Origin of the sequence: Sphingomonas colocasiae (genome assembly GCF_019880585.1) — a bacterium.
GTDB lineage: Bacteria > Pseudomonadota > Alphaproteobacteria > Sphingomonadales > Sphingomonadaceae > Sphingobium_A > Sphingobium_A colocasiae.
The window spans coordinates 646,208-660,604 of sequence record NZ_JAINVV010000004.1; the positions used below are offsets into that span (position 1 = coordinate 646,208).

15 protein-coding genes are annotated in these 14,397 nt (G+C 66.5%); 5 read left to right on the forward strand and 10 right to left on the reverse strand.

The window, feature by feature from the left end; genetic code table 11:
• Positions 1-2: 2 nt before the first annotated feature.
• Genes K7G82_RS09370 through K7G82_RS09380 form a run of 3 tightly spaced genes read right to left on the reverse strand, consistent with a single transcriptional unit; the run spans position 3 to position 1,737 of the window.
• Complete coding sequence (locus tag K7G82_RS09370; protein WP_222989577.1) at positions 3-812, reverse strand: hypothetical protein; 810 nt, start codon at positions 810-812, stop codon at positions 3-5.
• Positions 809-1,282, reverse strand: coding sequence for a hypothetical protein (locus tag K7G82_RS09375; RefSeq protein ID WP_222989578.1), 474 nt, complete (start codon positions 1,280-1,282; stop codon positions 809-811). Before K7G82_RS09375 ends, K7G82_RS09370 begins: the two co-directional genes overlap by 4 nt.
• Before the next feature lie 53 nt (positions 1,283-1,335).
• Positions 1,336-1,737: a GFA family protein gene (locus K7G82_RS09380; protein WP_222989579.1), complete on the reverse strand. Its 402-nt coding sequence runs from the start codon at positions 1,735-1,737 to the stop codon at positions 1,336-1,338.
• A gap of 88 nt (positions 1,738-1,825) precedes the next feature.
• Between K7G82_RS09380 and K7G82_RS09385 the strand changes: the two genes are divergently transcribed.
• Both K7G82_RS09385 and K7G82_RS09390 read left to right on the forward strand, forming a co-directional pair.
• Positions 1,826-4,342 carry a zinc-dependent metalloprotease gene (locus tag K7G82_RS09385; protein WP_222989580.1) on the forward strand — a complete coding sequence of 839 codons (2,517 nt, stop codon included), beginning with the start codon at positions 1,826-1,828 and terminating at the stop codon, positions 4,340-4,342.
• 116 nt (positions 4,343-4,458) lie between these two features.
• Positions 4,459-5,079 carry a hypothetical protein gene (locus K7G82_RS09390; RefSeq protein WP_222989581.1) on the forward strand — a complete coding sequence of 207 codons (621 nt, stop codon included), beginning with the start codon at positions 4,459-4,461 and terminating at the stop codon, positions 5,077-5,079.
• Here K7G82_RS09390 and K7G82_RS09395 read toward each other — a convergent pair.
• The 7 genes from K7G82_RS09395 to pdxH all read right to left on the reverse strand — a co-directional run bounded on the left by K7G82_RS09395 (position 5,063) and on the right by pdxH (position 11,508).
• The gene (locus tag K7G82_RS09395) at positions 5,063-5,812 is read right to left on the reverse strand and encodes a proteasome-type protease (protein ID WP_222989582.1); all 750 of its coding nucleotides are present in this window, start codon (positions 5,810-5,812) and stop codon (positions 5,063-5,065) included. The two genes, K7G82_RS09390 and K7G82_RS09395, sit on opposite strands and share 17 nt — an antisense overlap.
• 6 nt (positions 5,813-5,818) lie before the next feature.
• Positions 5,819-6,643 (reverse strand): transglutaminase family protein, encoded by an 825-nt coding sequence (locus K7G82_RS09400; protein ID WP_222989583.1) that lies wholly within the window; start codon positions 6,641-6,643, stop codon positions 5,819-5,821.
• A 6-nt stretch (positions 6,644-6,649) separates the two neighbouring features.
• Entirely contained in the window at positions 6,650-7,585 is a 936-nt protein-coding gene (locus K7G82_RS09405; RefSeq protein WP_222990242.1) for an alpha-E domain-containing protein, read from the reverse strand.
• Positions 7,586-7,593: 8 nt separating this feature from the next.
• Positions 7,594-9,105 carry a circularly permuted type 2 ATP-grasp protein gene (locus K7G82_RS09410; protein ID WP_222989584.1) on the reverse strand — a complete coding sequence of 504 codons (1,512 nt, stop codon included), beginning with the start codon at positions 9,103-9,105 and terminating at the stop codon, positions 7,594-7,596.
• Positions 9,106-9,194: 89 nt separating this feature from the next.
• A complete protein-coding gene (locus tag K7G82_RS09415; protein WP_222989585.1) occupies positions 9,195-9,989 on the reverse strand; it encodes a PhzF family phenazine biosynthesis protein in 795 nt (264 codons plus the stop codon).
• A complete protein-coding gene (locus K7G82_RS09420) occupies positions 9,986-10,921 on the reverse strand; it encodes a cation diffusion facilitator family transporter (RefSeq protein ID WP_222989586.1) in 936 nt (311 codons plus the stop codon). The genes K7G82_RS09415 and K7G82_RS09420 overlap by 4 nt, the downstream gene beginning before the upstream one ends.
• Entirely contained in the window at positions 10,918-11,508 is a 591-nt protein-coding gene (gene pdxH / locus K7G82_RS09425; RefSeq protein ID WP_222989587.1) for a pyridoxamine 5'-phosphate oxidase, read from the reverse strand. The genes K7G82_RS09420 and pdxH overlap by 4 nt, the downstream gene beginning before the upstream one ends.
• A gap of 146 nt (positions 11,509-11,654) precedes the next feature.
• On the opposite strand from pdxH, the gene K7G82_RS09430 reads away from it, so the two are divergent.
• From K7G82_RS09430 to fabI, 3 genes are read left to right on the forward strand one after another with little or no spacing between them, the layout of a single operon-like run.
• Positions 11,655-12,590 carry a DnaJ C-terminal domain-containing protein gene (locus K7G82_RS09430; RefSeq protein ID WP_222989588.1) on the forward strand — a complete coding sequence of 312 codons (936 nt, stop codon included), beginning with the start codon at positions 11,655-11,657 and terminating at the stop codon, positions 12,588-12,590.
• A 6-nt stretch (positions 12,591-12,596) separates the two neighbouring features.
• Entirely contained in the window at positions 12,597-13,583 is a 987-nt protein-coding gene (locus K7G82_RS09435) for a YihY/virulence factor BrkB family protein (RefSeq protein ID WP_222989589.1), read from the forward strand.
• On the forward strand, positions 13,580-14,383 hold the full coding sequence (gene fabI, locus K7G82_RS09440) for an enoyl-ACP reductase FabI (RefSeq protein ID WP_343228552.1): 804 nt from the start codon (positions 13,580-13,582) through the stop codon (positions 14,381-14,383). The genes K7G82_RS09435 and fabI overlap by 4 nt, the downstream gene beginning before the upstream one ends.
• The last annotated feature ends 14 nt before the right edge of the window (positions 14,384-14,397 follow it).

The following is a 14,397-nucleotide window of genomic DNA, read 5'->3' on the forward strand; positions in this document are numbered from 1 at the left end:
TCTCAGTTCGGCGGAGCCTCCGCACCCGTCGCCACATCGATCACCCGGCCGCCGTCATAGGCGAGCACGCCGGGGATGGCGGCCAATCGGCTGATCAATAGCGTGTTGGGATCGACAAAGGGGCCGATGGCGCGGAAGCGGGCGGGCAGTGTCCTCGCCGGATCGAGCCCGGCGGGCACGTCTTCCCCGGCGCGCTGCGGGCGCAACGCGATCGCCCAGAGCACATAATCCATCAATGCGCTCGGGCCCTGGTCGATCTCGCCGGCCAGTTCGGCAATGGGTGACGGGTCCGCTGCACGGGCGACGATCATCGTGCCCAGATCGGTCACCTGCCCGGCGGGCGCGGTAAAGCCGACCGTTCCCAGGCAGAAACATTGATAGAGAAAGCCGGCAAAGCCCTCGCCATAGAAGATATAGTCGCCGGGCGGCAGCTCGGCGAGCACGGTCGCGGTCTTGCCGGCCGAAACGATCGGCTTTTTCGCGGTCAGTTCGTAGAAATTGGGACGGCCTTCATAGACGAAGGCGAAGGATTCGAGCGGGCCGGCCTTGTCGCCGGCCTTGGCATGGGCTGCCTGTTTCGCCGCTTCATAGGCCTCGATTTCGGTCTTCTCTGGAATACGCAGGATATCGGCGGAGAATTTGCTGATGCTGGTATCGAAGCGCAGCAGCACATAGGCGCGATCGGGCTTGAGTTCGAGCGGCTCCCCCGCCTGGACCTGGCGAAAATCGGACGAGATGTCGGGCTTTGCAAAGGCCGGCGCGGCGATGCCGAGCGCGAGGCAGGCCGGCAGGATCAACGAACGCATCATCATGGCGCGACCCTCGGCGTGGGCGGGTTGGGGCCGGCCGCGATCAGCGCCTGCAGGCGGATCGATCGGGCGGCATCGTCCGAATTGAGCTGTTTCCACACCGTTTCGGATGTGCGGTAACGAACATAGCCACGCGGCAGCATGCAGCGATAGAGCCGCGACTGGCGCACGCTGCGGTCGAGCGGCCCGGCGATGATCGCGCCGATCGCGTCACCGACCAGCCCATAGGGATTGACGGCATAGGGCGCCTGGCGCGGCGCATCGGCCCGGTGCCAGGGGACGAAGCCCGGTGCCCGGCGCTGGACGCCGCGCGCCAGGAAGCGCCAGCAAAAGGCGAGGTCGGCCTCCGCCTGCGCGGCGGTGACGCCCGGTTTGTGGAACAGCACATATTTGCGCGCATCGCCAAGGTCTTTGGCGGGTATGTCCAGCACGGGCGGGGTGTCGCCCGTTTGCGCCCATGCCGAAACCGGCATTCCCGAACAAAGGGCGATGAGGACCCATGAATGGCGAGATCGCATGTCGTTTCCTAAAACCACATATCGCGGACGCATCTGCCATCACTCGGCAGATCGTCGAAGCTGTCGAGGCCGTCGAAATGGTCGATCGGCAGATGGGCGACCGCATCCGGCGGCGCCAGCCGCAGATTGACCGCGATGCGGCGGCGGCCATCCTCTTCCAGCCGCAGGCCGCGCCAGCAGATCACGCCGCCGCAGGATGGGCAGAAACGGATCTCGAGCGCCGGATCGGCCTTGCCCGGGCGCCGATAGGCGGTGCTCTCCCCAAAGACGCGGATACGACCGTCCTCGAAATCATAGGCCCACAGCGCGCCATAGCGGCGGCAGAGCGTGCAATTGCATGCGGTGACGGGGCCGGGATCGCCTTCCAGCGTCCAGCCGGCGCCACCGCAATGGCACGAGCCCTCAAGCATCGATCCCCCCTTTGCGACACCGATCGGTCTGGAGTCGTGACGCGATCTGCGTCATCATCCGATCTTCCACGGGGGAGGCGGCGTTTCAATGGGGTATCGGTTGCGTTCGGCGGTGACGGCCGCGCTCTGGCTTGTGTCGGCAAATGGCGCATATGCGCAAGGGGCGGCGCCGAAATCCGTGGGAGATGCCGCGCCCTCCGCCTTCAAGGGCACGGTCGCGCATGCCGGGCTGATGCGCGTCAATGTCGATGCCGATAACGGTCGCGTGCTGGTCACCTTGCCCCGGCCGGGGACGGACGGCATCGCCGCACGCTATCTCTACACGCCGATGTTGCGATCGGGCCTGGGCGCTGCGCCGGCGGTGCTCGATCGCGGGCGGATCGGGGATACCCAGCTTCTGGTCTTCCGCCGCATCGGCAAGAAGATCGCGATCGAGTTCGAGAATCCGCGCTTCCGCGTGCCCAACGCACCGGGCGCGCGATCGCCCGATTTCGCGACGTCCCTGGTCTGGATGGGCGAGATCGCGCATGTCGCCGCCGATGGCGCGATCACGGCCGATATCGCATCTTTCCTCGCCGCCGACATCCTCGGCATCGCGCGTGCGCTGGGGCAGGAGGGCGACGTGTTCGGCACCGGCAGCGGCCCGCAGGGCGCGGGGCGGGGCTTCCGCATCGATCCCGCGCTCTCGGCCGTCGATGCGGGCTCGGCCAAGGTCTTTCCCGGCAATGTCGAGATCGACGCGGTCCAGACCTATGTGTCCGATCAGCCGGGCGACGAGGTGGCGAATATCGCGCCCGATCCGCGCCGCGTGACGTTGAGCGTGCATCACAGCTTCGTGGCTTTGCCGCCGCCGGGTTTCCGTCCGCGTCCGCTCGATCCGCGGGTCGGCGGCATTTCCAGCCAGGCGGTGGATTACGGCGCGCCGCTGGGCGCGGACGTGGTGCGCGACTATGCCAATCGCTTCCGTCTCGAAAAGCTCGATCCCGCCGCCCCGCGATCGCGCGTCAAGGCGCCGATCATCTGGTATGTCGATCGCGCGGCGCCCGAACCGATCCGTTCGGCGTTGATCGAGGGCGGCAATTGGTGGGGCAAGGCGTTCGACGCCGCCGGTTATATCGACGCCTTTGAAGTGCGGCTGCTGCCCGAAGGCGCGGATCCGCTTGACGCGCGCTACAATATGATCAACTGGGTCGATCGCGCGACGCGCGGCTGGGCCTATGGCCAGCAGGTTGTGGATCCGCGCACGGGAGAGATCGTGCGCGGCATGGTCGTGCTCGGTTCCGAACGCGCGCGCCAGGATGTCGAGATCTATCAGGGACTGGTGGGCACCGCGTTGACGGGGCGGGGCGGCCCCAACGATCCCGCGCAACTCGCGCTCGCCCGGTTGCGCCAGTTGAGCGCGCACGAGATCGGCCATTCGATTGGCTTCCAGCATAATTTCGCGGCGAGCACGCAGGATCGCGCGTCGGTGATGGATTATCCGGCGCCGCGCATCGGCCTGGTCGATGGCAAACCCGATCTGTCCGACGCCTATGGCGTGGGCATCGGCGCATGGGACGTGGCGAGCGTGGATTGGCTTTATGGCGAGCCGGCGCCCGGCGCCGACCCGCAAGCCGCGCTCGATGCCAAGGCCGCCGCGATCGTCGCCGCCGGCTGGCGCTATGTGCAGGACGATAATGCGCGCGCCGCCGATACCGGCCAGCCATGGGCGGCCCTGTGGGACGACGGCTCCGATCCCGTCGCCGAACTGGACCGGATGATGGCGGTGCGCCGCACCGCGATCGACACTTTCGGGCTGCGCAATCTGGCGCCCGGCGAAACCGTCGCCAATCTGCGCCGCCGGTTCGTGCCGATCTACCTGCTCCATCGCTATCAGATGATCGCGGCGGCCAAGGCGGTGGGCGGTGTCGATTTCGCCTATTCCGTGGCGGGTGATGGTCGCGAGACCGCCGCACCGGCCCCCGCCGCCGTTCAGCGCGCCGCGATCACGGCGGTGCTGCGGACGATCGCGCCCGATGCATTGCGCCTGCCTTCAGCGACGTCGCTGTTGCTGTCGGCGCCGCGCAACGGCACCGGCAACCGCCAGTTCGATATCGAGCTGTTCGGCACGGCGGGTGGGCCGGTGTTCGATCCGCTGGTCGCCGCCGACACCGCCGCGGCGATGACGCTCGGCACATTGCTCGCGTCGAAGCGGCTTGCGCGGCTGGAGATCCAGCATGCTGCCGATCCCGCCATGCCGGGGGTTTCGGATCTGCTCGATGCGATCGAGGCACAGGCGGTGAACCTCCGGAGCGACGCGCTCGGCCGCCGCATCGCCACGCGCGCGATCGTCGCCATGGCGCAGGCCGCGCGCCGCACGGATACCCCGCCCGAGGCGGCGGCGCTGCTGGGCGACCGGGTCCACCGCATCGCCCAGTCGCTGGCGAAGGGGCAGGGCAAGGGATCGGGCAGTGCCGACGAGCGCGCCTGGGCGGCACAGATGTCGCGCCAGCTCCTCGATCCGCAGGCGCTCGACCGGCTGATCGCCGAACGCCCGCGCGCACCCGCGATCCCGCCGGGGGACCCGATCGGGGAAACCGACTGGATGGGGCCGCCGGGGCGGTGAGGCGTCTGTTCCAATTTTCGATGGCTCCGTCTAGCGTGCACCATCGCATGCAGTTCGGTCGTAGGCGCATGTGACTGAGAGACCCGCGCGCTCCCGCTTACATATGGGAGCGAGCGATGACCGTCATGTCAGCTGGCCGCGAGCGCGGATTCCAGCCCGCCGGCGCCATGTCCGCGAAGAGCCAGTCGGGGGACGCAGCGGTTGCTCTTGCATACGCCACGCTGAGCCGGGGCGCGCGATTCCTGGGCGCGGGACTGGTGATCTCTCCGGTCGCGTACAGGGCATATCCGATGGCCTATGGTGCGAAAGTACTTGGAAACGGGCTTCGCGAACTGGATCGTTTCCTCAACATATTGATCGGGGAGGTGGCGCGGGCCTGCGGCGCTCCCGTTTCGCCGAACGAGCGCAACACCGCGAACAAGCTTCGTCGGCTGCGTCACGCGCTGGCGGTCAGCGATTCCGATCATGCGCGCCTCGTCGCAATGGGCCGATCGCGCGACTGCCTGTTCCACTGTTCGGGCAGGGTCCATCGGGGCGACCGCCCGGGCGACTCCCGGATTACCGCTGGCTGGCCGGAGGCCGTGCCCCACCGCGTCGCGGTGGGTGGAGAACTGACCATGACCGCCAGCGAGCTCGCTGAAATCTGCGACTTCTATGTCGCGATTGCGGACGGCCTGATGCCATTGGCATCGGTGCCGCATCGTTCGGCCCGAACGAGCCTCAATCCACCGGCATGAACGGCGGATCGGGGATCGTCGCGCGCGCTTCGTTGAGCAGCATGCCCCAGCGCACCGACAGGTCGTTGAAGTAACGATCGTCCCAGTCGATGCGGCGGCGGATATCGGGCTGGGTGCGGTCCGCCGGGATCACGATCAGGTCCAGCGGGCGGCCGACCGCCAGGTTCGATCGCATCGTGCTGTCGAACGAGATCAGCCCAACCTTCACCACTTCGCCGAGCGAGGTGGTGTAGGAAAGCGCGCGATCGAGGATCGGCTTGCCGTATTTGGTCTCGCCGATCTGCAGGAACGGCGTTTCCGGATAGCATTCGATGAAATTGCCCTGGCTGTAGATCATGTAGAGGCGAAGCTGCTCGCCGCCGATGCTGCCGCCGATCAGGAAGGAGACGCCGGTATTGATGCTGGTGCCCTGCAGCGTGCTTTCCAGATCGCTGCGGGCATGGTGGATCGCCTCGCCGACAAGCTGGGCCGCGCGGAAGATAGTCGGCATATCCTCGATCCGCCGCACCTGGCCTTCATGCTGGGGATCGGGCAGTCCTTCGCGCAGCATCGCCAGCGCGGACTGGGTGACCGAGAGATTGCCCGCCGTCATCGCGACCACGATGCCGCGTTCGCCGTCTTCCAGCATATGCAGCTTGCGATAGGTGGAGATGCTGTCGACGCCCGCATTGGTCCGGGTGTCGGCGATCATCACCAGGCCGGCCTCGACGAGCATTCCAACACAATAGGTCATCGTCGCTTAATTCTGCTGCTGGCTCTGGGACATGCTGACGCGCACCGCGACGGACAGGTTTTCATGGCCGCCGCCGGTACGCGCCCCGGATAGCGGAGCCGCGGCGGCATAGTCCAGCCCCGTGGCGACGCGGACATAGGCGTCGTCGCCGCAGATGCCGTTGGCGGGATCGAAGGCGATCCAGCCGAAACCCGTGACATAGGCCTCCGTCCAGGCATGGGCGGCGGGCTGTTCCTCCAGCCCGTCGCGGCGGAACAGATGGCCGGAGACATAGCGCGCGGGCGTGCCCATCGCGCGCGCCGCCGCGCAGAAGATATGCGCGAAATCCTGGCACACGCCGTGGCCCGCCTCGAACGCCGATCCGGCATCGGTATCGACCTGCGTCTTGCCCGGATCGAAGCGCATCCGCCGGTTGAGCTCGCGATTGAGCAGGTGCAGCCGGGAAAGCTCGTCCTTCTCCACTTCGGCCAGTCGCGTCGCGAGATCGACGATCGCGCCATTGGGCCGGCTGAGCGGAGTCGATCGCAGGAAGATCGCGGGCGGCAGCGGCTCGGGCGCATCGCGGATCACGCCGGCGGTGTCGTCGGTGAACACTTCTCCCCACACATTGACGCTGACATGATCGACCGGGCCGGGCACGTAGAGCATCGTCACCTTGTTGCCATAGCCGTCGACATGGTTGCGCAGCCGCGCATCGCATTCCACGTCGAGCGTCCAGTTGACGATGATCTGCCCGGCATGGCTGTCCGGCGTCACGCGCAGCAACTGGATGATCCGCGTCTGCGGCTGGCTGAACCGATAGTCGGTGCGATAGTCGATCGTCAGGTGCATGGGGCCTCAGGTGAACCGGAACTGCTCGGCGATTGCAGCATCCAGCTCGTTATTGTCACGAATGAAGCCCAGCAGGAACTGGTGAAGCCCGTTCTGGAAGACGCTGTCGATGGTCAGCCGCTCCAGTGCCGCCTCGCGCCGGCGCGCCAGCCGGTCGGCCTGGCCCTGTTTGCCGATCGCGCCCGCGATGGCGCTGAGCATCTGACTGGCCTCGTCCGCCGTCGCGACCAGCGATCGTGGCATCGCGCGGCGGAAGATCAGCATCTCCGCGACCAGCCAGGGCTTCAATCCCTCGGGATAAAGCATGTGATAGGCGGTCCGCGCGGAGACGACCTGCAACAGCGTCAGCCATTGGTCGCGGTCGATCAGGCCGCCCACTTTCTCACCCTCGGGCAGCAGCAGGTGATATTTCACGTCGAGCAGCCGGGCGGTCGCCTCGCCGCGCTCGATGATCGATCCCAGCTTCACGAACCAATAGGATTCGCTGTGGAGCATGCGGTTGATCGCGCCTTCGAAGCCGCGCGCTTCCGCCTTGATCTGGTCCGCCAGGTTGAGCGTCGCCTGGGTGCCGCCCGTGCTGGTGCGGCCTTTCAGATTGTTCCAGGCGCGGTTGATCGTTTCCCATGCCTCGCGCGTCAGCGCGACGCGGGCGGCGCGGGCATTGGAGCGCGCGGTCTGGATGCAGGACCGGATCGAGCTGGGATTGTTTTCGTCGAGCGCCAGATAGCGGCTGACATGCATGGGCGAGATCGTCTCGCCCGTCGCCTTGAAGCCCTGCGCGGCGGACGCGACGGCGAGTGCGCTCGTCCAGGCGCCCATGCCGGCGGGGCGGGCGGAGAGCGAGTCGAGCCGGATCGTCGCTTCCAGCAGCCGCGCGGTGAATTCCGCGCGTTCGACATAGCGGCCGATCCAGTAGAGATTGGCGGCGGTGCGCGACAGCATGATCAGGCTCATCGCGCGGCCCCCGGAGACTGGGACTGGGTTTGCGATGGGGCCTGGGATTGTGGCTGGGATCGAGACTGGCCGGCGTCGTCGTCCATCAGCACGAAACTGTCCTTGGTGCCGCCGCCCTGGCTGGAATTGACGACCAAAGATCCTTCCTTGAGCGCGACGCGCGTCAGCCCGCCCGGCGTGACGGTGATGCCGTCGCGGCCCGTGAGCAGGAAGGGACGGAAATCGACATGGCGTGGGGCGATGCCCTTGGCCGTCCAGGTCGGCACCGTCGAGAGCGCCAATGTCGGCTGCGCGATATAGCGCGCGGGCTCGGCCTTCAGCGCGGCGCGGAAATCCTCGATCTCGGCGCGGCTCGCGGTGGGGCCGACCAGCATGCCATAGCCGCCCGAACCATCGACCAGCTTGACGACAAGCTGTTCGAGATTGTCGAGCACATATTTGAGCGCTTCCGGCTCGCGGCAGCGCCAGGTTTCGACATTGGGAAGCTTGGCCTCCCCGCCCGAATAATATTTCACGATCTCCGGCATATAGCTGTAGATCGCCTTGTCGTCGGCGATGCCGGTGCCGGGCGCGTTGACGATGGTGACGTTGCCCGCCTGCCAGGCGGACATCAGCCCCGCGACGCCCAGCATCGAATCCGGGCGGAAGACCAGTGGATCCAGGAAGTCGTCGTCGACGCGGCGATAGATCACGTCCACGCGCACGCGGCCGGAGATCGTGCGCATATAGACGACGTCCTCGTCGACCTCGAGGTCGGATCCCTCGACCAGCGCGATGCCCATCGTATCGGCGAGGAAGCTGTGTTCGTAAAAGGCCGAGTTGAAATGGCCGGGGGTCAGCAGCACGCAGACCGGATCGCGCCGCGCGCTTTCGGGCGCGACCGAAACGAGGGTGCGGAACAGCGAGTCGTTATAGGTATCGACCGGACGGATCGGATAGGTTTCGAACAATTCGGGGCACAGCCGCAGCATCGCCTCGCGATTCTCGATCATGTAGCTGACGCCCGATGGCGTGCGGGCATTGTCCTCCAGCACGAAGAACGCGTCGGGGCCGGTGCGCACCAGATCGATCCCGCAGATATGCGCATGGATGTCGTGCGGCGGCCGCGCGGCAGATGCCGGAATGCAATATTGCGGGTTGGTGAAGATCAGTTCCGGCGGGATGATGCCGTCCGCCAGGATGCGCTGCGGCCCGTATATGTCCTTCAGAAAGGCGTTGAGCGCCTCGACGCGCTGGACCAGCCCTTCGGAGAGCGATGCCCATTCGGTAGCGGTGAAGATGCGCGGCACGATGTCGAACGGGATAATGCGTTCCGCGCTGTCTTCTTCGCCATAGACGGCGAAGGTGATGCCGAGATCGCGGAAATATTGTTCGGCGGCGCCCTGCCTTCGTTCGAATTCGGCGCGCGATGTCGCCTTTGTCCAGGCGGCCAGTTCCTCCAGGCCCGGGCGGGCGTGGCGCCGTGCGCCGAAGCCCCAGATCTCGTCGAATGTCCCGCGTGATGCCATGCCCGTGATATCGAACCCGCTTCCCCAGTTGCGTTCCGAACGCGAGACTGCACGGCTTTGTTGCATCGCACAAGGGGGCGTTCATGCACTCAAAGCATGAAGCTGCCTTCGATCACGGTGACGCAGCGGCCGCCCAGGATCACGCGATCGCCATCGAGCCGGCAAGTCAGGTGCCCGCCGCGGCGGCTGGCCTGATAGGCGGTGAACTCTGTCCTCCCCAGCCGCTTCGCCCAATAGGGTACCGAAACGGCGTGCGCCGATCCCGTGACGGGATCCTCGTCGACACCGACACCGGGGCCAAAGGCGCGGCTGACGATATCGGTCTTGTCGCCCGGCGCGGTGACGACGGTCAGCACGTCACCATCGGCGGCGAGCGCGCGGAAGTCGGGTCGGATCGCGCGGACGGTCGCTTCATCCTCCACCACGATCAGGCCGTAGCGGCTCGAATGCCATAGCGTCTCGACCGCGCCGGCAAGCCCGAGCGCCGCGACCAGATCGGGCAGGGGCCTGGGCTCGGGCGTCCAGACGGGAAGGGCGAGCGCATAGCCGTCGCTTTCGCGCGCGACTTCGAGCACGCCCGCCCGGCGCGTGCGGAAGCGCACCGCCGGCCGCGCCGGATCGGCCGAAAGCACGACATGGCCGCTGGCGAGCGTCGCATGGCCGCACAAGGTCACTTCGCCGCCCGGTGTGAACCAGCGCAGTTCATAATCGGCTTCACCGCTTGCATCGGGCAGGATGAAGGCGGTTTCGGACAGATTATTCTCCCCCGCGATCGCCAGCAGCACATCGTCGTCGAGCCAGGCGTCCAGCGGCATCACCGCCGCCGGATTGCCGGTGAAGGGGCGATCGGCAAAGGCATCGACCTGGATGATGGGCAGTTTCATTGCGGCGTTTCCCTCAACCGTTCGTCATCCTCGCCCGCACGGTCGATCTGGCCGACCGGATCGGGGTGGATCAGGATCTCGACATCGGGAAATTCGACGGAGAGCTTCGTCTCCACTTCGTCCATGATGCGATGCGCTTCGGCGACGGTCAGATTCGGATCGACCCGGACGTGGAATTGCACGAAATCCTGCGAACCGCTGGTGCGCGTACGCAGATCGTGAATGTCGACCAGTTCGGGATGCCGCGCCGCGATCTCCAGGAAGCGCGCGCGTCGCTCGGCGGGCCATTCCTTGTCCATCAACTGATCGAGCGCCTGGGAGGAGGCGCGCCAGGCGCCATAGAGCAGCCAGAGCGCGATCAGCACGCCGAACACCGGATCGGCGCCTGCCAGCCCCAGATAGTGTTCGATGACGAGCGCGGCGATCACGGCGCCGTTCAGCAGCAGGTCGCTCTGATAGTGGACATTGTCGGCGCGGATCGCCACGGAGCGCGTGCGTGCGATCACGTTGCGCTGATAGGCGACGAGGCAAAGCGTCAGCAGGATCGCGACGATCGAGACGCCGATGCCATATTCCGCATTGGCGGTGGTATCGCCCGTCATCAGCCGCGATGCCGCGCGCACCGCGATCGCCAGCGCCGAAACCGTGATGACCACCACCTGGAACATGGCGGCGATCGCCTCCGCCTTGCCATGGCCGAAGCGGTGCCCCTCATCGGCGGGCTGGGCGGCGATATGGACGCCGAACAGCGTGACGAGCGATGCCAGCAGATCGAGGCCGGTATCGGCGAGCGAGCCCAGCATCGCCACCGATCCCGTCGCCCAGGCAGCATAGCTCTTGAGCAGGAGCAGGATGAAGGCGACCGACAGGCTCGCGATCGCGGCGTTGCGCGTCAGTCGCGCGCGATCGGCGGGCGTCGCGGCCACGGTCATGGATAGAGGAGCGTCTCGCTCCATCCCGCGCCGGCGGCGGCATCGGCGCGCAGAAACAGGCGGCGCTCATGCAGCCGATATTCGCGATCCTGCCAGAACTCGATCCGCTCGGGCGTCACCAGATAGCCGGACCAATGCGGGGGGCGGGGGACGTCACCACCCTCAAACCGGGCCTTCGCCTCGTCGAACCGGCGTTCGAAGGTCTCGCGCGTGTCGAGCGGCCGCGACTGGTCCGATGCCCATGCGCCAAGCTGCGAATCGCGGTGGCGGGTCGCGAAATAGGCGTCCGCCATCGCGTCGCTGACGGTCGAGACCGGGCCTTCGATCCGCACCTGCCGACGCAATGATTTCCAGTGGAAGAGCAGGGCGGCATTGGCGTTGGCGGCAAGCTGTCCGGCCTTGCGGCTCTGCTGGTTGGTGTAGAAGACGAAGCCTTCGGGGCCATGGCCCTTCAGCAGCACCATGCGCACCGATGGGCGGCCCTCGCCATCGACGGTGGCGAGCGCCATCGCATTGCTGTCGTTGATCTCGCTGGCGCGCGCGGCGGCGAACCAGTCGTCGAAAAGGGCGAAGGGATCCTGCGTCATGGCGGCGGTTTAGGCGATTGTGCGGCAATGCCAAAGGGCCAGTTGCATGGGGGTGGCGTTCATGCCGGCCCAATCCCTTGTCTCCGTTTGGGATCGAACCATTCGTCATGGTTGCCGGAAAGCGCGCCACGCACTAGCTAGGCGGCATGGCAGATCCTTATGCGACTTTGGGCGTGGCCCGCGGGGCCAGCGAGGCCGAGATCAAGAAGGCCTATCGTGGCCTGGCGAAGGAGCTTCATCCCGATCGCAACAAGGACAATCCGAAGGCTGCCGAACGCTTCAGCCAGGTGACGGCCGCCTATGACCTGCTGACCGACAAGGACAAGCGCGCGCGCTTCGATCGCGGCGAGATCGATGGTGACGGCAATCCGACATCGCCCTTCGGTTTCGGCGGCCATCCGGGCGGCGGCCGGCCCGGCGGATCGCAGCATTTCGAGTTTTCGGAAGAAGGGCTCGATCTCGGCGATATCTTCGATGGCCTGTTCGGCGGCGGCGGGCGCCAGCGTCCGAGCGGCGGATTCGGTGGTTTCGGCGGGCAGCGCCGCGCGCCGCCGCAAAAGGGGGGCAATGTCTCCTACCGGCTGGCGGTGGCGTTCGAGGATGCCGCGGCGCTGAAGCCGCAGCGGATCACCCTGCAGGATGGCGCGACGATCGATCTGAAGCTGCCCGGCGGGGTCGAGACCGGCACGCAGATGCGGCTGGGCGGCAAGGGCCAGCCCGGGCCGGGTGGAGCGGGCGATGCGATCGTCACCGTCGAAGTGCGGCCGCATCGCTTCTTCACGCGCGATGGCGACAATGTCCGCGTCGATCTGCCCGTCACCCTGTCCGAAGCGTTGCTCGGCGCGAAGGTGAAGGTGCCCACGGTCGATGGGCCGGTGATGCTGGGCATCCCGGCCGGATCGAATTCGGGCAAGGTGCTGCGGCTGAAGGGCAAGGGGTTTCATGGCAAGTCCGGCACGCGCGGCGACCAGCTCGTCACGCTGATCGTCGACATTCCGGCCGACGATGCCGCGCTCAAGGCGTTCGTCGGCGAGTGGGAGGGAGACGCCGCGCGAAACCCGAGGGCCGCGCTCGGCGTTTGATCCCCGATGCAGAATATATCGCCCCAATCGCCGGAGGAGAGGCGCAAGCGGCTCTCCGGCGCGCGCGCGGCGATGCAGGGCGGGCTCGATCGGATCAGGCCGGGCACCTATCCCTTCACCGTCGCCAAGCGGGTGGCGATCGGCGTCTATAGCGACGGTTTCATCCATGCGGGGAATCTCGCCTATCTGGCGCTGGTCACGCTGTTTCCCTTCTTCATCGTCGCCGCCGCGGTCGCGCGCCTGTTCGGCCGCACCGAGGATGGGTTGCATGCCGTCGACGCGTTCCTGCGCACCGTGCCCCCCGGCGTCGCGGAGGTATTGGCCAAGCCGATCGGCGATGTGCTGGGCGCGCGTTCGGGCTCGCTGCTGTGGCTCGGCGCGCTTGTCGGCCTGTGGACCACGGGCAGTTTCATCGAGACGATCCGCGATATCCTGCGCCGCGCCTATGGCGTCCGCTATTCGCGGCCCTTCTGGGAATATCGGCTGGGGTCGATCGGGCTGATCGTCGGATCGGTGATCCTGGTGATGATCGCGTTCAGCTTTCAGGTGATCCTGCTCGCGGCGGAGCAGTTCATCATCCGCGTGCTTCCGGTCGAATCGGAACTCGCCAATCTCGTCACCTTTTCGCGCGCGGCGCCGGGGCTCGCGCTGTTCGCCGCGATGTACATGCTGTTCGTTTCGCTGACGCCCAAGGCGTATCGCGGCCGCGAATATCCGAAATGGCCCGGCGCGCTGATCGTCACCGCTTGGTGGCTGGGCGTCAGCGCGCTGCTGCCGATGGCGATCGCCCATTTCGGTTCGTACGATCTGACATATGGAAGTCTCGCCGGTGTCATGATCTCGCTCATTTTCTTCTATCTTGTTGGCTTCGGCGTGGTTATCGGGGCCGAACTCAATGCGGCGCTGGCGGAAAGCCCAGGGACGCGGCGCGGGGACGACAGCCCGGCGCCGGTGGCGAAGGCAGCGTCGTCGACAGTTACGGAGGACGTGTGAACGGCTTGATGACCGGAAAGCGCGGGCTGATCATGGGGCTCGCCAACGATCGCTCGCTGGCATGGGGGATCGCGCAGCAACTGCGTGCGGCAGGCGCGGAGCTCGCCTTCAGCTATCAGGGCGAGGCGATGGAGAAGCGGGTGCGCCCGCTTGCCGAACAGGTCGGTTCGGACCTGCTGATCGATTGCGACGTGTCGGACATGGCGAATCTCGACGCCGCGTTCGCGACGCTGGCGGCGCGTTGGCCGACGATCGATTTCGTCGTCCATGCCATCGGCTATTCGGACAAGAACGAGCTGCGCGGCCTGTATGTCGATACCAGCCTCGACAATTTCCTGATGACGATGAACATCTCCGCCTACAGCTTCGTCGCGGTGGCGCAGCGCGCGCGCGCGATGATGCCCAATGGCGGCGCGCTGCTGACGCTCAGCTATTATGGCGCGGAAAAGGTGATCCCGCACTATAACGTCATGGGCGTGGCGAAGGCCGCGCTGGAGACGAGCGTCAAATATCTGGCGATGGACCTGGGGCCGGAGAATATCCGCGTCAACGCGATCTCCGCCGGGCCGATCAAGACGCTGGCCGCATCGGGCATCGGCGATTTCCGCTATATCCTGAAATGGAACGAGCTGAATTCGCCGCTGCGCCGCAACGTCACGATCGACGATGTCGGCGGTGCCGGCCTGTATCTGCTGAGCGATCTCGCCAGCGGCGTGACGGGCGAGACGCATCACGTGGACGCGGGCTATCACGTCATCGGCATGAAGGCCGAGGACGCGGCGGACATCGCGCTGGCTTAACACCTTCCCTGCGG

What these genes read in the sequence shown, in the direction of transcription:
- K7G82_RS09380 (WP_222989579.1), bottom strand. Translation starts at nt 1,737, where the DNA reads ATGCTTGAGGGCTCGTGCCATTGCGGTGGCGCCGGCTGGACGCTGGAA.
- K7G82_RS09385 (WP_222989580.1), top strand. Translation starts at nt 1,826, where the DNA reads ATGGGGTATCGGTTGCGTTCGGCGGTGACGGCCGCGCTCTGGCTTGTG.
- K7G82_RS09390 (WP_222989581.1), top strand. Translation starts at nt 4,459, where the DNA reads ATGACCGTCATGTCAGCTGGCCGCGAGCGCGGATTCCAGCCCGCCGGC.
- K7G82_RS09370 (WP_222989577.1), bottom strand. Translation starts at nt 812, where the DNA reads ATGATGATGCGTTCGTTGATCCTGCCGGCCTGCCTCGCGCTCGGCATC.
- pdxH (WP_222989587.1), bottom strand. Translation starts at nt 11,508, where the DNA reads ATGACGCAGGATCCCTTCGCCCTTTTCGACGACTGGTTCGCCGCCGCG.
- K7G82_RS09420 (WP_222989586.1), bottom strand. Translation starts at nt 10,921, where the DNA reads ATGACCGTGGCCGCGACGCCCGCCGATCGCGCGCGACTGACGCGCAAC.
- K7G82_RS09410 (WP_222989584.1), bottom strand. Translation starts at nt 9,105, where the DNA reads ATGGCATCACGCGGGACATTCGACGAGATCTGGGGCTTCGGCGCACGG.
- K7G82_RS09375 (WP_222989578.1), bottom strand. Translation starts at nt 1,282, where the DNA reads ATGCCGGTTTCGGCATGGGCGCAAACGGGCGACACCCCGCCCGTGCTG.
- K7G82_RS09405 (WP_222990242.1), bottom strand. Translation starts at nt 7,585, where the DNA reads ATGCTGTCGCGCACCGCCGCCAATCTCTACTGGATCGGCCGCTATGTC.
- K7G82_RS09415 (WP_222989585.1), bottom strand. Translation starts at nt 9,989, where the DNA reads ATGAAACTGCCCATCATCCAGGTCGATGCCTTTGCCGATCGCCCCTTC.
- K7G82_RS09435 (WP_222989589.1), top strand. Translation starts at nt 12,597, where the DNA reads ATGCAGAATATATCGCCCCAATCGCCGGAGGAGAGGCGCAAGCGGCTC.
- K7G82_RS09430 (WP_222989588.1), top strand. Translation starts at nt 11,655, where the DNA reads ATGGCAGATCCTTATGCGACTTTGGGCGTGGCCCGCGGGGCCAGCGAG.
- K7G82_RS09395 (WP_222989582.1), bottom strand. Translation starts at nt 5,812, where the DNA reads ATGACCTATTGTGTTGGAATGCTCGTCGAGGCCGGCCTGGTGATGATC.
- K7G82_RS09400 (WP_222989583.1), bottom strand. Translation starts at nt 6,643, where the DNA reads ATGCACCTGACGATCGACTATCGCACCGACTATCGGTTCAGCCAGCCG.